At 58.4% G+C, this 18,646-nt stretch carries 16 protein-coding genes and 1 pseudogene; 16 read left to right on the top strand and 1 reads right to left on the bottom strand.

Annotated elements, in window-relative coordinates; all coding sequences use genetic code 11:
• Positions 1-4: 4 nt before the first annotated feature.
• From M2427_RS07340 to M2427_RS07320, 5 genes are all read left to right on the top strand, one after another.
• The gene (locus M2427_RS07340) at positions 5-172 is read left to right on the top strand and encodes a cbb3-type cytochrome c oxidase subunit 3 (RefSeq protein WP_280705537.1); all 168 of its coding nucleotides are present in this window, start codon (positions 5-7) and stop codon (positions 170-172) included.
• The gene (ccoP, locus tag M2427_RS07335) at positions 163-1,041 is read left to right on the top strand and encodes a cytochrome-c oxidase, cbb3-type subunit III (RefSeq protein ID WP_280705535.1); all 879 of its coding nucleotides are present in this window, start codon (positions 163-165) and stop codon (positions 1,039-1,041) included. The genes M2427_RS07340 and ccoP overlap by 10 nt, the downstream gene beginning before the upstream one ends.
• Positions 1,042-1,285: 244 nt before the next feature.
• Positions 1,286-2,071, top strand: a complete 786-nt coding sequence (locus M2427_RS07330; protein WP_280705534.1) for a DUF2189 domain-containing protein — start codon at positions 1,286-1,288, stop codon at positions 2,069-2,071.
• 46 nt (positions 2,072-2,117) lie between these two features.
• The gene (ccoS, locus tag M2427_RS07325) at positions 2,118-2,270 is read left to right on the top strand and encodes a cbb3-type cytochrome oxidase assembly protein CcoS (protein WP_280705619.1); all 153 of its coding nucleotides are present in this window, start codon (positions 2,118-2,120) and stop codon (positions 2,268-2,270) included.
• 159 nt (positions 2,271-2,429) lie between these two features.
• Positions 2,430-2,588 carry a hypothetical protein gene (locus M2427_RS07320; protein WP_280705533.1) on the top strand — a complete coding sequence of 53 codons (159 nt, stop codon included), beginning with the start codon at positions 2,430-2,432 and terminating at the stop codon, positions 2,586-2,588.
• 200 nt (positions 2,589-2,788) lie between these two features.
• On the opposite strand, the pseudogene M2427_RS07315 reads toward M2427_RS07320, so the two are convergent.
• Positions 2,789-3,013, bottom strand: a pseudogene (locus M2427_RS07315) (alpha/beta hydrolase); the annotation flags it as partial.
• Between M2427_RS07315 and M2427_RS07310 the strand changes: the two are divergent.
• The 11 genes from M2427_RS07310 (at position 2,960) to pyk (ending at position 18,636) form a co-directional block, all read left to right on the top strand.
• Positions 2,960-3,208, top strand: a complete 249-nt coding sequence (locus tag M2427_RS07310; protein WP_280705617.1) for a DUF3363 domain-containing protein — start codon at positions 2,960-2,962, stop codon at positions 3,206-3,208. The pseudogene M2427_RS07315 and the gene M2427_RS07310 overlap by 54 nt on opposite strands.
• 483 nt (positions 3,209-3,691) lie before the next feature.
• Positions 3,692-5,350 (top strand): L-lactate permease, encoded by a 1,659-nt coding sequence (locus tag M2427_RS07305; RefSeq protein WP_280705532.1) that lies wholly within the window; start codon positions 3,692-3,694, stop codon positions 5,348-5,350.
• A gap of 148 nt (positions 5,351-5,498) precedes the next feature.
• Positions 5,499-8,174: a pyruvate dehydrogenase (acetyl-transferring), homodimeric type gene (aceE, locus tag M2427_RS07300; protein ID WP_280705616.1), complete on the top strand. Its 2,676-nt coding sequence runs from the start codon at positions 5,499-5,501 to the stop codon at positions 8,172-8,174.
• Positions 8,175-8,185: 11 nt separating this feature from the next.
• The gene (locus M2427_RS07295; RefSeq protein WP_280705531.1) at positions 8,186-9,439 is read left to right on the top strand and encodes a 2-oxo acid dehydrogenase subunit E2; all 1,254 of its coding nucleotides are present in this window, start codon (positions 8,186-8,188) and stop codon (positions 9,437-9,439) included.
• 21 nt (positions 9,440-9,460) lie between these two features.
• A complete protein-coding gene (gene lpdA, locus M2427_RS07290; RefSeq protein ID WP_280705530.1) occupies positions 9,461-11,206 on the top strand; it encodes a dihydrolipoyl dehydrogenase in 1,746 nt (581 codons plus the stop codon).
• Between the two features lie 41 nt (positions 11,207-11,247).
• Positions 11,248-12,063 carry an IclR family transcriptional regulator C-terminal domain-containing protein gene (locus M2427_RS07285; protein WP_280705529.1) on the top strand — a complete coding sequence of 272 codons (816 nt, stop codon included), beginning with the start codon at positions 11,248-11,250 and terminating at the stop codon, positions 12,061-12,063.
• A 230-nt stretch (positions 12,064-12,293) separates the two neighbouring features.
• Complete coding sequence (gene gcl / locus M2427_RS07280; RefSeq protein ID WP_280705528.1) at positions 12,294-14,108, top strand: glyoxylate carboligase; 1,815 nt, start codon at positions 12,294-12,296, stop codon at positions 14,106-14,108.
• A 52-nt stretch (positions 14,109-14,160) separates the two neighbouring features.
• Positions 14,161-14,946, top strand: a complete 786-nt coding sequence (hyi, locus tag M2427_RS07275; protein WP_280705527.1) for a hydroxypyruvate isomerase — start codon at positions 14,161-14,163, stop codon at positions 14,944-14,946.
• A 32-nt stretch (positions 14,947-14,978) separates the two neighbouring features.
• A complete protein-coding gene (locus tag M2427_RS07270; protein ID WP_280705526.1) occupies positions 14,979-15,875 on the top strand; it encodes a 2-hydroxy-3-oxopropionate reductase in 897 nt (298 codons plus the stop codon).
• Between the two features lie 51 nt (positions 15,876-15,926).
• Entirely contained in the window at positions 15,927-17,198 is a 1,272-nt protein-coding gene (locus M2427_RS07265; RefSeq protein WP_280705525.1) for a glycerate kinase, read from the top strand.
• Position 17,199: 1 nt separating this feature from the next.
• The gene (gene pyk / locus M2427_RS07260) at positions 17,200-18,636 is read left to right on the top strand and encodes a pyruvate kinase (RefSeq protein ID WP_280705615.1); all 1,437 of its coding nucleotides are present in this window, start codon (positions 17,200-17,202) and stop codon (positions 18,634-18,636) included.
• Positions 18,637-18,646 lie beyond the last annotated feature (10 nt).

Here is an 18,646-nt window from a genome sequence, read left to right as displayed (position 1 = left end):
ACTCATGCCCGATCATGACACGCTCGTCTGGTTTTCAAAATCCTTCGGTCTCTTCTACCTGATCGCACTCTCCCTGATAGCGTTCGCCTATGCCTATTGGCCGTCAAACAAGGAGCCATTCGATCGTGCCGCGCAAGCGATCCTCATCGACGAGGACGAGCCATGGCAGTAGAGGAGCGCGATCCGTACACCGGATATCTGACGACCGGACACGAATGGAACGGCATCACGGAGCTGAACACGCCCGTTCCGCGTGTGGTTCTTTTCTTTCTGATCGTGACCGCCCTGTTCGCTCTGGTGTACTGGGTGTTGATGCCGTCCTGGCCGTTAGGGACAACCTATTTCCGGGGGCTTCTCGGCAGCGACCAGCGCGCGGTTGTTAGCCAGTCTCTGAAGGAGGCCACGCTCGACCGCGCCCAATGGACCGACGCCATGGGAAAGCAGAGCTTCGCTCAGATCCAGAGCGATCCTGCGCTGATGCAGGTCGTGCGCGAGACCGGATACAGCCTGTTCGGAGACAATTGCGCGGCCTGTCATGGTCGCGACGCCAGGGGAAACAAGGGTTTTCCCAATCTGACGGCCAAGTCGTGGCTGTGGGGCGGCACACCAGATGCGGTCGCTGAGACGATCCGGGTCGGCATTAACTCGGCGCATCCTGACAGCCGAACGTCGCAGATGCCGGCTTTCGGCCGCGATGGGATCCTGTCTCTGAAGGACATCAAGAATGTGGTCGCCTATGTCCGAACGCTCTCCCATCCCGACGGCGGCGATGCGCCGCCGCAGACGGTTTCAGCAGGAAAAGCCGTGTTCGCTGCCAATTGCGCCGCATGTCATGGCGAGGATGGCAAGGGCAACATCGAGATGGGCTCGCGCAACCTGACAGACCGGTCTTTCTTGTATGGCGACGACCCGGAATCGCTCGTGACGACCGTGTTCAACGGCCGGCAGGGGCACATGCCTACCTGGGAAGCTCGATTGTCGCCGGTCGAGCGCAAGATCCTCACGCTATATCTCCTCGATCGACGGACGGCAGGCCAGTGAGCAGCATTGCGTCAGTAAAGCGGGCCGGAACGACCAGGACTGCGCTTTGGTTCGCCGTAGCCGCTGTTCTGGTCGTTATCCTCGGCGCCAACGTCCATCTCGTCTATATGGCGGAGAGGTCGCAACCGCCATGTGTGGCGCACGTCAGGCAAGGCGAAGGACTGGCGCGCGCTGTGTTTAGCGCCGCGCAGTCGGCCTGTTCGCCGGAAAGCAGCACCGCACTCTCTGAGAAGCGAGGCAGATCATGACGCCAATTCCCGCGGTCGTGCCGCCCCTCCCACGAGACAACGGCTGGCAGCGCCATTGCGCGCCGACGACCGCGTTCCGCTGGCTCGCAGCTGGATGGGATGATTTCCGCGAGCGGCCGTTGGCGAGCCTCTTCTACGGCGTCCTCGTCTTCCTGATCTCCGCCGGCATCGTCACCGGGCTCTTTGCCTTTGGTCAGGACTCAGTTCTCTTTCCCGCTCTCGCAGGCTTCGTCGTCGTCGGGCCGATCGTGGCGATCGGCCTTTACGAGAAGAGCCGCCGCCTGGCGGCGGGCGAGCCGATCTCCTTGATCAGCATGATCTTTGTTCGCCCCGCATCCGGCGGGCAACTGCTGTTCACCGGTATCCTCTTGTGCACGCTCATGTTGCTGTGGATGCGGACAGCCGTGATTATCTATGCCCTGTTCTTCGGGTTGCGGCCGTTTCCTGGCTTACGGCACGTCACGACCATGCTGCTCACGACACCGACTGGCTGGGCGATGTTGATTGTCGGGACGGCGATCGGCGGTCTGTTTGCTGCCTTTTCCTTTGCCATCAGCGCCTTCTCGATTCCCATGCTGCTTGAAGAGCGCATCGATGCGCTTACGGCGATGGCGTCGAGCTTGGCCCTTGTTTGGAACAACCTTCCCGTCATGCTGACCTGGGGCGCGATCGTGCTCGCGCTTGTCTTGCTTGGCGTAATGACCGGTCTGGTTGGGCTGATTGTCGTGTTTCCCGTTCTCGGTCACGGGACCTGGCACGCCTGGCTTGCGTTTCGGTCCTAGAAGTCCGAGGAGGATGTCCCTGGGCCTTATCATCCAAGAGGGGCGCGTGGTGAGCTTTCTTTACCTGATCCCGATCTCCGTGTTGCTGGGCGCTGGAGGGCTCTGCGCCTTCATTTGGTCGCTGCGAAGCGGGCAATACCAGGATCTCGAAGGCGCGCGGTATCGCATTCTTGGCGATGAGGACGGCACGCCCCTCTAAGGATCAATCCGCCATCTCCGTTCGCTGGCGCTGCACCACGTGAGGACTTAAGGCGCGTCAAGTTCGTTCCGGCGACCTATGAAACATTTTCTTCGGTTTTTCCGAAACTTAACCTGGGTCATTTCGTTGCGCCGCGCTTGCGGCTTCCGAGGCAGCTCCATGGAAGACCGTTCAGAATTGGCTGAAAGAATCCTCGATCAGACTGCAAATGCGCTCATCTTTGCCGAAATCCATGAGCAGATCGTGATACGCGCCGTCGTAGAGCTTCAGGGTCTTGTCTTTCGATCCCGCGGTCTCGCCGAAGAAACGGCCGCCTGAGCCGCGCTTCGGCGCGGATCAGTTCGGCGACCGTTCTTGCGGTCTGGTTTTCGCCCAGTATTAGCGGATCCTGGTTCTTGGACTCGAAACCTTCGGATCGCGTGAAACAGGCTCGTTCTTGAGCTTCAGCACGCGGAGATGTGGTGCGAGGTGGCTAAGACCCTTTCAGTGCGGCCACCGCAAATCCTGGCGCCGGCAGTTCAAAAAGCAAAGCATTCGGAGATGACCCCCGCGATGTCGGACTGGCGATCCAGTGCGTAGAGCGATGAAATCACGCTGCCGGCGTAGTGGCCGAGCAGGAGTAATGGGAGGCTAGGCTCGCGGATCTTCTTAATCGGCAGGTTGTCGACATCGTCGGAAAACTTCTCGACGTGGAACCGTTCACCTTCGCAGTTTCCGCGACCACGAAGGTCCAGCACATTACCGCTAAAACTGCGGCGGCGAACCGCTCGGCGACTTCGACATACCCAATGATCGAGGACGGTCTTTGTTTCAGTCTGGTCCCGTGGCGCGATGCCCTCGAACCGCAGATCGGCCGACACATCTCCTGCGTCGTCACGCGGGGGGGGGGGGGCGGCGTCGACTGGTCCTTCGTTCGCAAGCTGAGATTGGGTTTGTGACCGAATAGGGGCTTGCTTCAAGCCCAACCAAACCGGACCAGCGCATACGGCCAAGGCTGGCGCCGTGCCATCGCCTGGTGACTTTGAGGCCCACCCAAGGAGATATTGTGATGGATATTCCCAGCGCGACCGCCGCTAAGGTCTCGCTCCGGCTCTCCAGATGCCGGGCAATATGCCGAATGTCTCGGGAAGTCTCGGATGCGATCAATTGGTGAATACTGCGATGCATAACTCCCGATCCCGTCCCACCGGCGCTTGAGCCAAGTTTCCATTCAGAAAGCGCTTTTAAGCTACTGTTGTAGCTAGAGCTATTATGAGCGCTTCCACCTAATGAAAAAGAATTTCAGCGTGCTTGAGCGGCTGCCTCTGTTCGCCGACCATGAGCTGTCATGATTTCGTGGAGGTGAATCCGCGTTGGATTTAACCGCATCAGCAAGAACGCGAATTAATCGCGCAACTGCTTTGGTCAGGGAGGAAGTACCCATGCAAATTTGGCAACAAATCTACGACCCATTCGGGAATGCGTTTTTATCTACCGCAGCCGCAGCAGTTCCGGTTATTGTTTTGCTTGGCGCGATCGGCGTCTTGGAAATGAAAGCGCACTGGGCGGCCATCATCGGGCTTGTTGCGGCGTTGGCCATCGCCATCATCGGCTATGGCATGCCACCCACGATGGCTTTCATGTCGGCCGCCTATGGCGGAGCGTTCGGCCTGCTGCCGATCGGCTGGCTCGTGCTCAACATCATCTTTCTGTATCAACTCACCAACGAAAAGGGTGAGTTCGAGGTCCTGCAACGCAGCATCTCCAACCTGAGCGACGATCGTAGGATCCAGGTTCTCTTTATCGCCTTCTCGCTCGGCGCTTTCTTCGAAGGCGCGGCGGGTTTTGGCACACCGGTGGCCGTGACTGCCGCGATGCTGATCGGCCTCGGCTTTTCGCCTCTCCGGGCTTCGGGTTTGTCGTTGATTGCCAACACGGCGCCCGTCGCTTACGGCGCGCTGGGAACACCGGTCATCGCGTTGTCTGCTGTGACCGGTCTCGACCTTCTGGAGCTCAGCGGGATGATCGGCCGGCAGCTGCCGTTCTTCTCATTGATCGTCCCATTCTGGCTGATCTGGGCGTTTGTCGGCTTCCGCAAGATGCTCGAGATCTGGCCGGCCATCCTGGTCGCCGGCGTCACATTTGCGATCCCGCAGTATCTCGTGTCGAACTATCATGGTCCTTGGTTAGTTGACGTTGTTGCGGCAATCGTCTCGATGGGCTCGCTCGCGCTATTTCTTCAGGTTTGGAAACCGAAGAAGGTCATGAACCATGTAGCGCCGGATTGGTCGTCCCCCGAGGTCGAGGAAGTGCATGAACATCCGGCCGATCAGACGTCGACAGCGGCCGTCCTCAAAGCCTGGATGCCCTGGCTCATTCTGGCAGTGTTCGTCTTTGCCTGGGGCACGCCGCAAGTCAAAGCGTTGCTTGACGGCCTATGGGTCGCAAAGCTTCCGGTAGAGGGGCTGCACAACCTGGTGGAGAAAGTCCCGCCGGTTGCCGCAAAGGCGACGAAAGAAGCCGCCGTATTTAACCTGAATTTGCTGTCCGCCGCTGGCACGGGGATACTCTTTTCGGCGATCATCTCTGGATTGTTGATCGGATATAGCCCGGCCGGCCTCGTAAAGATGTACGGCCGCACGATCTATCTCGTCCGTTACTCGCTTTTGACGATCGCCTGCATGTTAGGCCTGGGCTTTGTGACCAAGTATTCGGGAACGGACGCAACGCTCGGCCTCGCCTTTGCGCAGACCGGTTGGCTCTATCCTTTCTTCGGGACACTGATTGGATGGCTCGGGGTGGCTCTAACCGGGTCGGATACGTCTTCCAACGTGTTGTTTGGCGGTCTTCAAAAGATCACCGCCGAGCAACTCGGAATTAGTCCAGTGCTCATGGCGGCGGCCAACAGCTCGGGCGGTGTAATGGGCAAGATGATCGATGCGCAGAGCATCGTTGTCGCGTCGACCGCGACCAAATGGTACGGACACGAAGGGTCTATTTTGCGCTTTGTGTTCCTGCACAGCCTCGTGCTCGCCATGCTCGTCGGTGTGCTGGTGTTCTGCCAGGCATATGCTTGGCCATTCACTCTGCTTGTCCATTGATATCCGGGAGGGGGCGGCGCTTTTCGGCGCGCCCAATGTCCGGCTGGATGAACATGCAGGCGGTGTTCCGAGCGTCATGCTCTCGCGAAAGCGTCGATCGCTACACCCGCTCGGTCGCGCCATCGCTACAAAACAGGTAAAAATTGCTATGCAGCAAGATGATGCGCGTTCTGATGCCACTTTAGAGCTTCAGGAATGGAGCGACGCGATCTCGTCGGTCATCGAATTCGATGGTAGCGCGCGCGCTGACGAACTGCTCGGAAAGGCGGTAGAGACTGCGCGCCGGTCGGGCGCCAAACTGCCGTTTGCCGCCAACACGGCCTACGTCAACACCATCGCCGCCGATGCCGAACCCTCGTATCCAGGCAATCGTGAAATTGAGCGGAAGATCCGTCACGCCATTCGCTGGAATGCGGTGGCGATCGTTCTTAAAGCCAATAAGGAAAGCTCCGAACTCGGCGGTCACATCGCATCGTTCCAATCCGCCGCGACGTTGTATGACACCGGCTTTCAGCATTTTTGGCACGGTGCCGACGATCCCGGCCACGGTGGCGATCTCGTCTATGTTCAGGGGCACTCGTCGCCCGGCGTCTACGCACGTGCATTTCTTGAAGGTCGGATCAGCGAAGGGCAGCTTCTGAATTTCCGTCAGGAGGCAGATAGCAAAGGTTTATCGTCATATCCGCATCCCTGGCTAATGCCAGATTTTTGGCAATTCCCAACCGTTTCGATGGGACTCGGTCCGTTGATGGGAATCTATCAGGCCCGTTTCCTCAAATACCTGGACTGTCGAGAGATCGCTCAAACCGGCAGGCGCCATGTCTGGGTATTCTGCGGCGATGGCGAAATGGACGAGCCCGAAAGCCTCGGTGCCATTAGCCTGGCCGGTCGGGAGAAACTGGATAACCTGATATTCGTCATCAACTGCAACTTGCAGCGGCTAGATGGTCCCGTTCGCGGGAATGGCAAGATCATACAGGAGCTTGAGGGTGATTTCCGCGGAGCGGGTTGGAACGTCATCAAAGTGGTTTGGGGATCGGGCTGGGATGAGTTGCTGGCCAAGGACAAGGACGGCCGGCTGCGCCAGCTAATGGAAGAATGCGTCGACGGCGAGTACCAGACGCTGAAGTCGCGCGACGGCGCCTTTATCCGCGAGAAATTCTTCAGCCGTTATCCGGAAACGGCGGAGATGGTCGCCGACTGGTCCGACGAGAAGATATGGAAGTTGACCCGTGGCGGGCATGATCCCCTAAAGGTGTTCGCTGCATACAAGGCCGCTGTCGAGCACACCGGGCAACCGACCGTCATTCTCGCCAAGACCGTCAAGGGATACGGGATGGGTGAGGCGGGCGAAGGCATGATGATCGCTCATCAAGCCAAGAAGATGGGTCTCGACTCGTTGCGCCAGTTTCGAGATCGATTCCAGATTCCGGTCGGCGATGCCGAGCTTGAGACCATGCCGTTCATTCGGTTTTCCGAAGATTCGGAGGAAATGAAATACCTGCACGAACGGCGCAGGGCTCTCGGAGGCTATCTGCCGAAACGAAAGCAGAAGAGCACGGTCGAACTTGTCGTTCCGCCGTTATCGGATTTCGCGGCGCAGCTCAAGGGTTCGGGTGAGCGCGAGATTTCGACGACCATGGCGTTCGTCCAGATGTTAACGAAGCTTATGCGCGACAAGAGCCTTGGGCGCCGCATCGTGCCGATCGTGCCCGACGAGAGCCGTACGTTCGGAATGGAAGGAATGTTTCGTCAGTTCGGGATATTTAGCCAGGTTGGACAACTCTATCGACCGCAAGATGCCGACCAGTTGATGTACTACAAGGAGGATCGGCATGGTCAGGTGCTCGAAGAGGGTATCAATGAAGCCGGTGCGATGGCGTCGTGGATCGCTGCCGCTACTTCCTATTCGGCCTCCAACGAGCCGATGATTCCGTTTTATATTTACTATTCGATGTTCGGTTTTCAGCGCACCGGCGACCTCGCCTGGGCGGCCGGCGATATGCGGGCGCGGGGCTTCCTGATAGGTGGTACGTCGGGACGCACTACGCTGAACGGTGAAGGGTTGCAGCATGAGGACGGTCATAGCCACATTCTCTCTGCAACCATTCCCAACTGTATCTCTTACGACCCAACCTTTGGCTATGAGGTTGCAGTGATCGTCCATGACGGGTTGCGTCGGATGATAAGCAATCAAGAGGACATCTTCTATTACCTGACGGTGCTGAATGAAAATTACGCGCATCCGGCCATGCCAGCCGGCGTCGAAGAGGGCATTCTAAAGGGCATGTATTTGCTGAAGGCGGCGGATGCAAAGGCCAAGGGCCGCCGTGTTCAATTGATGGGTTGTGGCGCCATATTACGTGAGGTCATGGCCGGTGCCGAACTGCTGGAAAAGGATTTCGGTGTCCACGCCGACATCTGGAGCGTAACGAGCTTTACCGAACTTAGTCGCGAAGCGCAGGAGGCCGAGCGTTGGAACCTGCTGCATCCGCTTGAGACGCCGCGCGTGCCGTACGTAACCGCCAAACTGGACGAAAGAGGCGATAACCCCGTTATCGCGTCCACGGACTATATGAAGCTGTTCGCCGATCAGATCCGTCCATTCGTGCGCCAACCCTACCGCGTGCTTGGCACGGACGGCTTCGGCCGGTCAGACTATCGCTACAAGCTGCGCCATCATTTCGAGGTGGACCGTCACTTTGTAGCGGTTTCCGCGCTGAAGTCTCTCGCCGATCAAAACAAGATTGCTTCCACCAAGGTTGAGGAAGCGATCAAGAAATATGCGATCAATTCAGAAAAGCCGTATCCGGCCAAAGCTTGAGGACCTGCGCAATGTCCACCAATTCCGTAACTGTACCGGACATCGGTGACTTCAAGGACGTTCCCGTCATTGAAATCCATGTGAAGGTCGGAGATCAGGTCAAGCTCGACGATCCGTTAGTGTCGCTTGAAAGCGACAAGGCGACCATGGAAGTTCCCGCACCGTTTGCTGGCCGCGTTGCGAAGGTGCTGGTCAAGATCGGCGACAAGGTTAGCGAAGGCGCCCCCCTCGTACTGCTGGAAAACACCGAAGCTTCCGGTTCGGTGGTATCGGCCCTGAGCACTCCCGCTGCAAGTAAGCAAGAGCGGTCCGAGTCGGAGCCATCGACGATCGCGGCGTCCAATTCGGAACGCAACCTTTCGCGTCTTGATTTTACTGGTGTTCACGCCAGCCCGGCGGTTCGTCGTCTGGCGCGCGAGCTCGACATCGACCTGACTCGGATCAAGGGAAGTGGCGAGCACGGCCGGGTGACTAAAGACGACGTCAAGGGCGCCACAAGCGGTGGAAGCGCAGCGGTCGCGGGGACGGCCGGTATTCCAGAGATACCGGCGCAGGACTTCGCCAAGTTCGGTTCGATTGAGACAAAGCCGTTATCTCGGCTGAAGAAGCTGTCGGGACCGCACCTTCACCGGGCGTGGCTCAATATTCCTCACGTCACCCACGCGGATGAGGCCGATATCACCGACATCGAAGCCTACCGGAAAATGCTCGATGCGGCCGCCAAGGAGAAGGGCTATCGCGTAACCCTTCTTGCGTTTCTGTTGAAAGCTTGCGTCGTCGTTCTCAAAGAGCACCCCGAGTTCAATGCGTCGCCGTCACCAAGCAAGGATACCCTGATCCTGAAGCGCTATTATCATATCGGTGTCGCTGTCGATACGCCCGATGGCCTCGTCGTGCCGGTCATCAGGGACGTTGATCATAAAGGCATTGTCGAGCTTTGCCTGGAACTAGCATCTTTGTCCCAGAGGATGCGTGACGGCAAGATAGCACCCGCCGACATCCAGGGAGCAACGTTTTCGATCTCCAGCCTCGGAGGGATCGGCGGCACGAGTTTCACGCCCATCGTGAATGCACCGGAGATTGCTATTCTCGGTGTCGTACGCGCCGCAATGAAGCCGATGTGGGACGGCCAGGTGTTTCAACCGCGCCTGATGCTACCCCTGTGCCTTTCCTACGATCATCGCGTAATCGACGGTGCCCTTGCGGCTCGTTTCGCGCGGCGGCTGGCCGATATTTTGGCAGATGTCCGCCAGCTGATCCTTTAACGAGCCGTCAGGAGAAGGCCAATGAGCGTTGAGATCCGTGTCCCCGACATCGGTGACTTTGAAAATGTCGTCGTCATCGAGGTGCATGTACAACCGGGCCAACTTCTCGAGGCGGAAGCCCCCTTGATCACGCTCGAAAGCGATAAGGCGACCATGGAAGTTCCGGCCCCTAACGGCGGACGCATCACGGAGGTCAGGATAAAAGCCGGCGACAAGGTCAGCCAAGGCGCGTTGATTGCCATGATGGAGGTGGACGCAGCTGCCGATACTCCCATCCCCGCAGCCGTACGATCGGCGGCTTCGCTGTCATCGACGCCAGAAGTCGCCACGCTTGATCGCGATGCTGATATTGTCTGCCAGGTCGTGGTGCTTGGTGCCGGCCCTGGCGGCTATTCTGCAGCCTTCCGTGCCGCCGACCTCGGATTGGACACGGTAATTGTCGAGCGCAATCCGACCCTGGGGGGTGTCTGCCTTAACGTTGGATGTATTCCTTCGAAGGCTCTGCTGCACACCGCCGCTATCATCGATGAGGCGGCGGCACTAGCCGGACACGGAATCAGCTTCGGGCCGCCCAGAATCGCGCTTGACGCTCTACGTTCCCACAAGGACAGAGTCGTCGGCAGACTGACGGGCGGCCTCGCGGCTATGGCTAAAGCCCGGAAGGTAAATGTTTTTTGCGGTACGGGCCGCTTTCTCGATCATCGGCATATGGAGGTCGCGTTATCCGACGGGTCGGGTAGCAAGACTATCCGCTTCGAAAAGGCCATCATTGCCGCCGGGTCTGAGGCGATGAAGCTGCCGTTCATCCCCGATGACCCACGCATCGTAGACTCGTCCGGAGCTCTGGAACTGCGCCAGATCCCCGCAAAGATGCTCGTGATCGGAGGCGGTATTATAGGCCTTGAAATGGCGACGGTTTATTCTACGCTCGGCAGCCGCATAGACGTCGTTGAGAGGCTGACCGGCCTGATGCCGGGCGCCGACCGCGATCTGGTGAAGGTCTGGGAGAAAAAGAACACGCCCCGCTTTGACCGAGTCATGCTAGGAACCGAGACCGTCAGTGTCGAAGCAAAAAAAGATGGGGTCTACGTATGCTTCGAGGGTACGGGAGCCCCTGACGGCGCGCAGCGGTACGACATGGTACTGGTTGCGGTCGGCCGCACCTCGAATGGCTGCTGGATAGGCGCCGAAAACGCCGGAGTCATTGTCGCAGACCGGGGATTCATAAATGTCGATCGGCAGATGCGGACCAATGTCGCCCATATCTTCGCGATCGGCGATCTGGTCGGTCAACCGATGCTCGCGCATAAAGCCGTGCATGAAGGTCACGTGGCAGCGGAAGCTGCGGCCGGCGTGAAGAGTTCGTTCGACGCTCGGCAGATTCCTTCTGTCGCTTATACCGATCCCGAGATCGCGTGGGCGGGGCTCACCGAAGAGCAGGCCGTCGCGAAGGGCGTTAAGTTCCGCAAGGCAGTGTTTCCCTGGGTGGCGTCAGGCCGAGCCATCGCCAACGGGCGCGATGAAGGTTTCACGAAACTCCTGTTCGATGAGGATACCCATCGCATTGTTGGTGGTGGTATTGTTGGTACGCACGCCGGGGACCTGATAAGTGAAATTTGCCTTGCCATCGAAATGGGGTGCGAACCGCACGACATTGGAAAAACCATCCATCCGCATCCGACCCTAGGTGAATCGATCGGCATGGCTGCGGAAGTATTCGAAGGTACTTGTACTGACTTGCCCCCGTTGCGCAAGCAGGCAAGGTAGCATATCCGCAAACATATCCGGTTCACGTCAGGGCTTAGCAGATGTCGAAGACTGATCGCGAGGACGGCACTGAAAAGGACGGATTTGTTCAATCGGTGACCCGTGCGTTGAACTTGCTGGAGTTGCTCGCCGAAGACGAAGAGGGTTATCGGCTCAGCGACCTCGCTGAGCGTGCTGGCCTGTCGCCCTCGACGGTACATCGCCTCCTAACGACGATGGAGCAGCGACGTTTCGTTCAATTCGATCAGTCGGACGGAATGTGGCACGTCGGTAGACAGAGTTTTTCCGTCGGCTCGGCGTTCGTGCGTCGCAGAAATTTCGTGGCGCAAACGCTGCCGTTCTTGCGGCGACTGCGCGACCAGACGCGAGAAACGGTCAATCTTGCCGTCGCAGATGAGGGCGAGATCGTCGTCCTCGTGCAAGTAGAGAGCCGGGAAATCGTAAGGGCCATCACCCGTGCGGGCGGCCGCGCGCCCATGACGTCTTCCGGGTTGGGCAAGTCGATAATGGCGACTTACTCCAATGACGACGTTTCGGCCTTAATTCAGAAGCATGGTATGCGACGTGTCACGCCGAGTTCGATCATACGGGCCGGCGAGTTGCGCGAGGAACTACAGCGTATTCGGGTACAGGGATATGCACTCGACAATGAGGAGTACTCCATCGGACTTAGATGCGTCGCTGCTGTGGTGTATAATGAATACGGGGAAGCCTTGGCCTCGATCTCGGTGTCCGCGCCGATCGCTCGCATTACGGACGAGCGACTGATCAGTCTTGGCCCGATCGTCGCCGAAGTCGCGGCTGAAATTACGGATGCGCTTGGCGGCAAGCGGCCGTCAAGCTTTGGCAATTCCTGAGAGACGAAGGCGGCCGTCGTCAGGGCGATTGCAAAGACGTTACCCTGTCGCGCAAATGACGGTAAATCGGCAACGTATTTTCCAATCTGAAAATCTCTCAACCCATTATCAATTCAAGCCTTTCCCAGCGCTTTCCGCTCAGTGAAAAAGAATTGCAACGTCGTAGCGATTCAGGGCCGCTTTGGTAACCTTCTCCCGCAAATACAGAAGACTATGTGGGAGAAGACGTGATGCCCAAGATGCGTGCTGTTGATGCCGCGGTCCGAGTTTTGGAAAAAGAAGGCATCAAATGCGCTTTCGGCGTGCCAGGCGCAGCGATCAATCCATTCTATTCGGCGATGAAGGCGCGGGGATCGATCCGCCATATTCTCGCACGCCATGTCGAAGGCGCTTCTCATATGGCCGACGGTTACACGAGGGCGCGTCACGGAAACGTTGGCGTCTGTATCGGGACCTCGGGTCCCGCAGGTACCGATATGATTACCGGCCTTTACACGGCCGCCGCGGACTCTCTGCCTATTCTCTGCATCACTGGGCAGGCTCCTCGTTCGAGATTGTATAAGGAAGACTTTCAGGCCGTAGACATTGAGTCGATTGCCAAGCCAGTCACTAAATGGGCCGTTACCGTCCGCGAGCCGGGGCTTGTGCCCATGGTGTTCCAGCAGGCGTTTCATGTCATGCGATCGGGTCGGCCCGGCCCTGTCCTCATCGACTTGCCGATCGACGTACAGCAGGCCGAAATCCAATATGATGATGAAACATACGAACCGCTTCCCCTGCACCAGCCGAAAGCAAGCCGCAGGCAAATCGAGCGGGCATTGGATTTTCTCGACGACGCGGAGTTACCGTTGATCGTCGCCGGCGGCGGAATCATCAATGCCGAGGCGACGGATCTTCTGGTGCGATTCGCCGAAATCACCGGCGTTCCCGTCGTGCCAACGCTCATGGGATGGGGCTCAATTCCGGACGATCATCCGTTGATGGCCGGCATGGTAGGCCTCCAGACCAGCCATCGCTACGGTAATGCGACCTTTCTCCGGTCGGATTTTGTTTTGGGCATTGGCAATCGCTGGGCCAATCGACATACCGGCTCCATCGAGACCTATACAAAGGGGCGCAAATTCGTTCACGTCGACATCGAACCGACGCAGATCGGTCGGGTATTTCCGCCAGACTTCGGCATTGTCTCTGACGCGGGGGCGGCGCTTGAACTGTTCGTCGAAATCGCCGCTGAGCGCAAGCGTACTGGAAAGCTCAAGGACCGCAGCGCGTGGGCGAAAGAGTGCGAGCACCGGAAACGCCACATGCTTCGCAAGTCCCATTTCGATCAAGTCCCTCTAAAGCCTCAACGCGTTTACGAGGAGATGAATGGGCATTTCGACCGCGATACTTGTTACGTCACCACCATCGGGTTGTCGCAAATTGCGGGAGCGCAGTTCCTCCATGTGTACAAGCCGCGCAACTGGATCAATTGCGGTCAGGCAGGGCCGCTCGGCTGGACGCTTCCGGCAGCACTCGGCGTTAGGGCAGCAGACCCGAATCGCAAGATTGTCGCTCTGTCCGGTGACTATGACTTTCAATTCATGGTCGAGGAACTGGCCGTTGGTGCTCAGCACAAACTGCCGTATCTGCATGTTGTCGTGAACAACTCCTATCTTGGTCTCATCCGTCAGGCGCAACGTGGCTTCGAAATGGATTTCGAGGTGAGCCTCGCATTCGAGAACATCAACGCGAAAGATGGCAGCGACACCGTGCCCGGCTACGGCGTGGACCACGTGGCCGTTGCTGAGGGACTCGGCTGCAAGGCGGTGCGTGTCAAGAGCCCGAATGAATTCAAGGACGCGTTTGCGCGCGCGGAAGCATTGATGAAAGAGCATCAAGTGCCGGTTGTCATCGAATTCATACTTGAGCGCGTCACCAATATCGCGATGGGCACAGAGGTTAACGGGGTCAACGAATTCGAGGAAATTCTGTGTCTCGATCCGGGGCTTACCATCGAAAATGGTTGGGTCAGCATGGGTGAGCAAGGCGTAGCAGTTCAATAGCCTTCGAATGCCGATCGACCTCGCAGAAACGTCACTCTTTGAGTAGAATAGCATGCCAAAACTCGCAGCCAACATTTCGATGTTGTTTACAGAAGTGGCTTTTGAGGAACGCTTTGCTGCAGCCGCCGAAGCAGGTTTTCGTGGTGTCGAGTATCTCTTTCCTTATGCTGTACCAAAGGAAGAGATCGCTGACCTCCTTAGTTCGAACAACTTGACTCAGGTTCTGTTCAATCTGCCTGCCGGCAACTGGGCAGCAGGTGAACGCGGAATTGGGTGCCATCCCGATCGGGTCGGCGAGTTTCAGGATGGTGTCGGACAGGCGATCGAATACGCACTGGCGCTCGGTTGCAAGCAGGTCAATTGCCTTGCCGGTATTGTTCCGAATGGACTGGATGTCGCCGCTGCGCGACGCACGCTCGTGGAAAACCTGCGGTTTGCAGCAACCAAACTAAAGGCTGCGGACGTTCTGCTGATCGCAGAACCCATCAACACTTATGACATACCGGGTTTTTTCCTCAACGGATCTGCACAAGCCGTCGCCCTGTTCGACGAGGTCGGTTCCGATAATCTCAAACTCCAATACGATATCTACCATATGCAGCGGATGGAGGGGGAACTTGCCAGGACGATGGAACGTTTGCTGCCGCGGATCGGCCATATCCAGTTGGCCGACAATCCCGGTCGCAACGAGCCCGGCACTGGCGAAATCAACTATCCATACCTTTTTGGATTTCTGGAGCGCCTGGGCTACGGCGGCTGGATCGGCTGCGAATACAAGCCGTTGACAACGACCAGCGCAGGCCTCTCTTGGCGCGAGGGGCAGGGCGCCCGCTCATAACCAGGACGCTGCAAGAGCAAAGGAAGCGACGCATGGCAAACATCGGATTTATCGGCCTCGGAATCATGGGGCGTCACATGGCCAAGCATCTTCAAGATGCCGGGCACAAGCTGTTTCTGCACGACGTGGCTGTGGTGCCGCCGGAACTAATCGCCGCTGGCGGTGTCAAGTGCACAAGCGGAAAGGAAGTCGCCCGCCAATCTGAGGTTATCATCATCATGGTGCCCGATACGCCGCATGTCTCCGCGGTATTGTTTGGACCGGACGGCGTCGCGGAGGGGCTGTCGAAGGGCAAGATCGTGGTTGATATGAGCTCGATCTCGCCAATCGAGACCAAGGTATTCGCCCAGAAGATCAATGATCACGGTTGCGATTATCTCGATGCACCGGTCTCCGGCGGCGAGGTCGGAGCGAAGGCCGCCACATTGACCATAATGGTGGGTGGTCCGGAGAGCGCGTTCAACTCGCTGAAGTCAATGTTTGAGACGATAGGAAAGAACATCACCTTGATCGGCGGAAATGGCGACGGTCAGACAACTAAAGTTGCCAACCAGATTATCGTTGCCCTGAATATCGAAGCCGTCGCGGAGGCATTGCTGTTCGCGGCGAAAGCCGGCGCGGATCCCGCGAGAGTTCGTCAGGCGTTGATGGGCGGGTTTGCATCGTCCAAGATTCTCGAGGTACATGGCGATCGAATGGTGAAGCGCACCTTTGATCCGGGCTTCCGGATTGAATTGCATCAGAAGGACCTCAATCTGGCCCTGCAGGGAGCCAAGGCTCTCGGCATCTCACTGCCCAACACGTCGATGGCGCAGGAACTTTTCAACGCCTGCGTATCTCATGGTGGCAAGACGTGGGATCACTCGGCCATGGTTCGCGCGCTCGAAATCATGGCGAATTTCGAAATCGGCGCCGACGTAAGGAGCTAAGGTTCGATATCCACGGACGGTCAACTGAACTGGCTTCTCAGGGAAGACTGGATGGCCTCGGAACCACGCAGAGTTCTCCATGACATGTTCGAGGCGGCTGTGGCGGCGGCTTCTCCAAGTCTATGCTTGCCGCGGTTTCTGCCGAAACCGCCGAAGGGCCGAACCGTCGTGGTTGGAGCCGGCAAAGCCGCAGCGGCCATGGCGTCCACGGTCGAGAAGCACTGGCAGGGCCCTCTCGAAGGCTTGGTAGTCACACGATATGGGCACGGGGCGCCTTGCGAACGGATCGAAGTTATCGAGGCAGCACATCCGGTGCCGGATCTTTCGGGACTTGAGGCCGCTCAGCGCATCCTGGACAAAGTGCGCGGCCTAGCGCCGGAAGATCTTGTGCTGTGCCTGATGTCGGGGGGCGCTTCGTCGTTATTGGCGCTTCCGGCCGAGGGCATCGCGCTCGAAGACAAACAAGCGATCAACCGTTCCCTCCTGAGAAGCGGCGCTCATATCGGTGAGATGAATTGCGTACGCAAGCACTTGTCCGCAATCAAGGGAGGCAAGCTGGCAGTCGCAGCGGCTCCTGCCCGGGTCGTTTCGTTGATCATTTCCGACGTTCCTGGTGACGATCTTTCTGTGATCGGTTCCGGCCCGACCGTGCCCGATATGACCACGCGCGCCGACGCCATCGCGGTTCTCGAAAAGTACAGGATCGAGGCGCCGCGATCTGTCATTCGGCACCTGGAAGCCACGCAGGCGCAAACTTCCAAGTTCGGCAATTCCAGCTTCGCCAACGTCGCGAACGTCTGCGTCGCCAGACCACAGGATGCGATGGAAGCGGCCGCACGGATCGCTCATGATGCCGGGTTTCGTCCGTTGATACTGGGCAATGCCATCGAAGGGGAGGCGCGCGACGTCGCGCTCGTCCATGCTGGAATCGCGCGGCAGGTCGCCGCCTTTGGCCAGCCGATCGAACTTCCCTGTGCCTTGATCTCCGGAGGAGAAACCACCGTCACGGTTCGCGGCAGTGGACGAGGGGGACGAAATGCAGAGTTCCTCTTGAGCCTGGCAGTCGCACTAAATGGCCAGAGCGGAATCGCTGCGCTCGCAGCCGATACCGATGGCATCGATGGTAGTGAGGACAATGCTGGCGCCTTTCTGCTACCAGATACGATCAGCCGGGCTGCAAAAGCTGGTCTGAATCTGAATGCCTCCTTGGCCAACAACGATGCCTACACGATCTTTGCCGGACTTGACGATCTGCTCGTGACGGGGCCGACCCGTACCAATGTCAACGATTTTCGTGCGATCCTCGTCTATGAAAGGTCTTGATATGCGACGTCGGCGCAATGCCAAGATCGTGGCCACGCTCGGCCCTGCCAGTTCTTCACCGGAGAAGATCAGGGCGCTGTTCGAATCCGGTGCGGACATGTTCCGGCTCAATTTCAGCCACGGCTCTCATGCCGATCACAAGGCGCGTTTCGACGCGATCAGGCTGCTCGAAAACGATGTGGGTCGCCCGATTGGCATCTTGATGGATCTGCAGGGGCCGAAGCTGAGGATCGGTACGCTCGCCGACGGACCCATCCAGCTGAAGCCAGATGCCGAATTTCGACTCGACATGGACCCGGCTCCGGGCGACGAACAGCGCGCGCCGTTACCGCATCCGGAAATCTTCGCTGCGCTGAAGCCTGGAACCGCATTGCTGCTGGATGACGGGAAGATGCGGTTGGAGGTCTTGGCGTGTGGACCGGAGTTTGCCCGGACGAAGGTCATTGTCGGGGGGCGACTGTCCGAGCGTAAAGGCGTTAACGTTCCGAGTGTAGTGCTGCCCTTGTCGCCGCTGACGGAGCGAGATCGGCGCGACCTCGCTTTTGGGCTCGATCTCGGCTGCGACTGGGTCGCCCTGTCGTTTGTGCAGCGTCCGGAAGATATCGACGAAGCACGCGACATCATCGGAAACCGAGCTTTCATAATGTCAAAGCTCGAAAAGCCAGCGGCCATCGATCGGCTCGCGGAAATTGTGGAGCGCTCCGACGGCGTCATGGTCGCTCGTGGTGATCTCGGTGTCGAGATGCCGCCCGAGGAGGTGCCCGTTATCCAGCGCCAAGTGATACGCGCGTGCCACCGCGAGGGGCGGCCGGTTGTTGTCGCAACCCAGATGCTGGAGTCGATGACTACGTCACCGGTCCCGACCCGGGCCGAGGCGTCGGATGTCGCTACTGCCGTTTACGAAGGTACGGACGCCGTGATGTTGTCGGCCGAATCGGCGAGCGGCAGCTACCCGATTGAAGCGGTCGCGATGATGGACTCGATCATTCGTCGTGTCGAAGGCGATCCGCACTATCGAACTACCATCGATGCCCAGCACGAGGAGCCGCGCTCGACGCACGCTGATGCAATTTGCTGTGCGCTGCGGCGCACGGCCCAGGTGACTCGTGCCAAAGCGACCGTCGCGTACACTAACTCCGGCTTTTCCAGTATTCGCGCATCCCGCGAAAGACCGGTCGCCTCTATTCTCAGCATCACCCCGCATATTTCTACTGCGCGCCGGTTGTCCTACGTCTGGGGCGTTCACTCGGTCGTTGTCGCGACGGAAGCGACGGATGAAGCTTCGATGACGAAGCTCGCCTGCAAAGCAGCGGTTGAAGAGGGTTTCGCAAAGGCCGGTGACAACATCGTAGTCACGGGCGGTGTGCCGTTCGGAGTGTCCGGCACGACCAACCTTCTGCGAATCGCGACCGTTCCAAACGAAGGCGGACCGACTTGATCGAAAATTG

Source organism: Bradyrhizobium sp. BR13661, assembly GCF_029892425.1.
Taxonomy (GTDB): domain Bacteria; phylum Pseudomonadota; class Alphaproteobacteria; order Rhizobiales; family Xanthobacteraceae; genus Bradyrhizobium.
The sequence above is the reverse complement of the archived record's forward strand: the minus strand, read 5'-3'. Positions and strand labels throughout refer to the sequence as shown.

What these genes read in the sequence shown, in the direction of transcription:
- M2427_RS07295 (WP_280705531.1), top strand. Translation starts at nt 8,186, where the DNA reads ATGTCCACCAATTCCGTAACTGTACCGGACATCGGTGACTTCAAGGAC.
- M2427_RS07285 (WP_280705529.1), top strand. Translation starts at nt 11,248, where the DNA reads ATGTCGAAGACTGATCGCGAGGACGGCACTGAAAAGGACGGATTTGTT.
- M2427_RS07330 (WP_280705534.1), top strand. Translation starts at nt 1,286, where the DNA reads ATGACGCCAATTCCCGCGGTCGTGCCGCCCCTCCCACGAGACAACGGC.
- M2427_RS07320 (WP_280705533.1), top strand. Translation starts at nt 2,430, where the DNA reads ATGGAAGACCGTTCAGAATTGGCTGAAAGAATCCTCGATCAGACTGCA.
- M2427_RS07270 (WP_280705526.1), top strand. Translation starts at nt 14,979, where the DNA reads ATGGCAAACATCGGATTTATCGGCCTCGGAATCATGGGGCGTCACATG.
- M2427_RS07265 (WP_280705525.1), top strand. Translation starts at nt 15,927, where the DNA reads ATGGCCTCGGAACCACGCAGAGTTCTCCATGACATGTTCGAGGCGGCT.
- gcl (WP_280705528.1), top strand. Translation starts at nt 12,294, where the DNA reads ATGCCCAAGATGCGTGCTGTTGATGCCGCGGTCCGAGTTTTGGAAAAA.
- M2427_RS07340 (WP_280705537.1), top strand. Translation starts at nt 5, where the DNA reads ATGCCCGATCATGACACGCTCGTCTGGTTTTCAAAATCCTTCGGTCTC.
- aceE (WP_280705616.1), top strand. Translation starts at nt 5,499, where the DNA reads ATGCAGCAAGATGATGCGCGTTCTGATGCCACTTTAGAGCTTCAGGAA.
- M2427_RS07305 (WP_280705532.1), top strand. Translation starts at nt 3,692, where the DNA reads ATGCAAATTTGGCAACAAATCTACGACCCATTCGGGAATGCGTTTTTA.
- pyk (WP_280705615.1), top strand. Translation starts at nt 17,200, where the DNA reads ATGCGACGTCGGCGCAATGCCAAGATCGTGGCCACGCTCGGCCCTGCC.
- lpdA (WP_280705530.1), top strand. Translation starts at nt 9,461, where the DNA reads ATGAGCGTTGAGATCCGTGTCCCCGACATCGGTGACTTTGAAAATGTC.
- hyi (WP_280705527.1), top strand. Translation starts at nt 14,161, where the DNA reads ATGCCAAAACTCGCAGCCAACATTTCGATGTTGTTTACAGAAGTGGCT.
- ccoP (WP_280705535.1), top strand. Translation starts at nt 163, where the DNA reads ATGGCAGTAGAGGAGCGCGATCCGTACACCGGATATCTGACGACCGGA.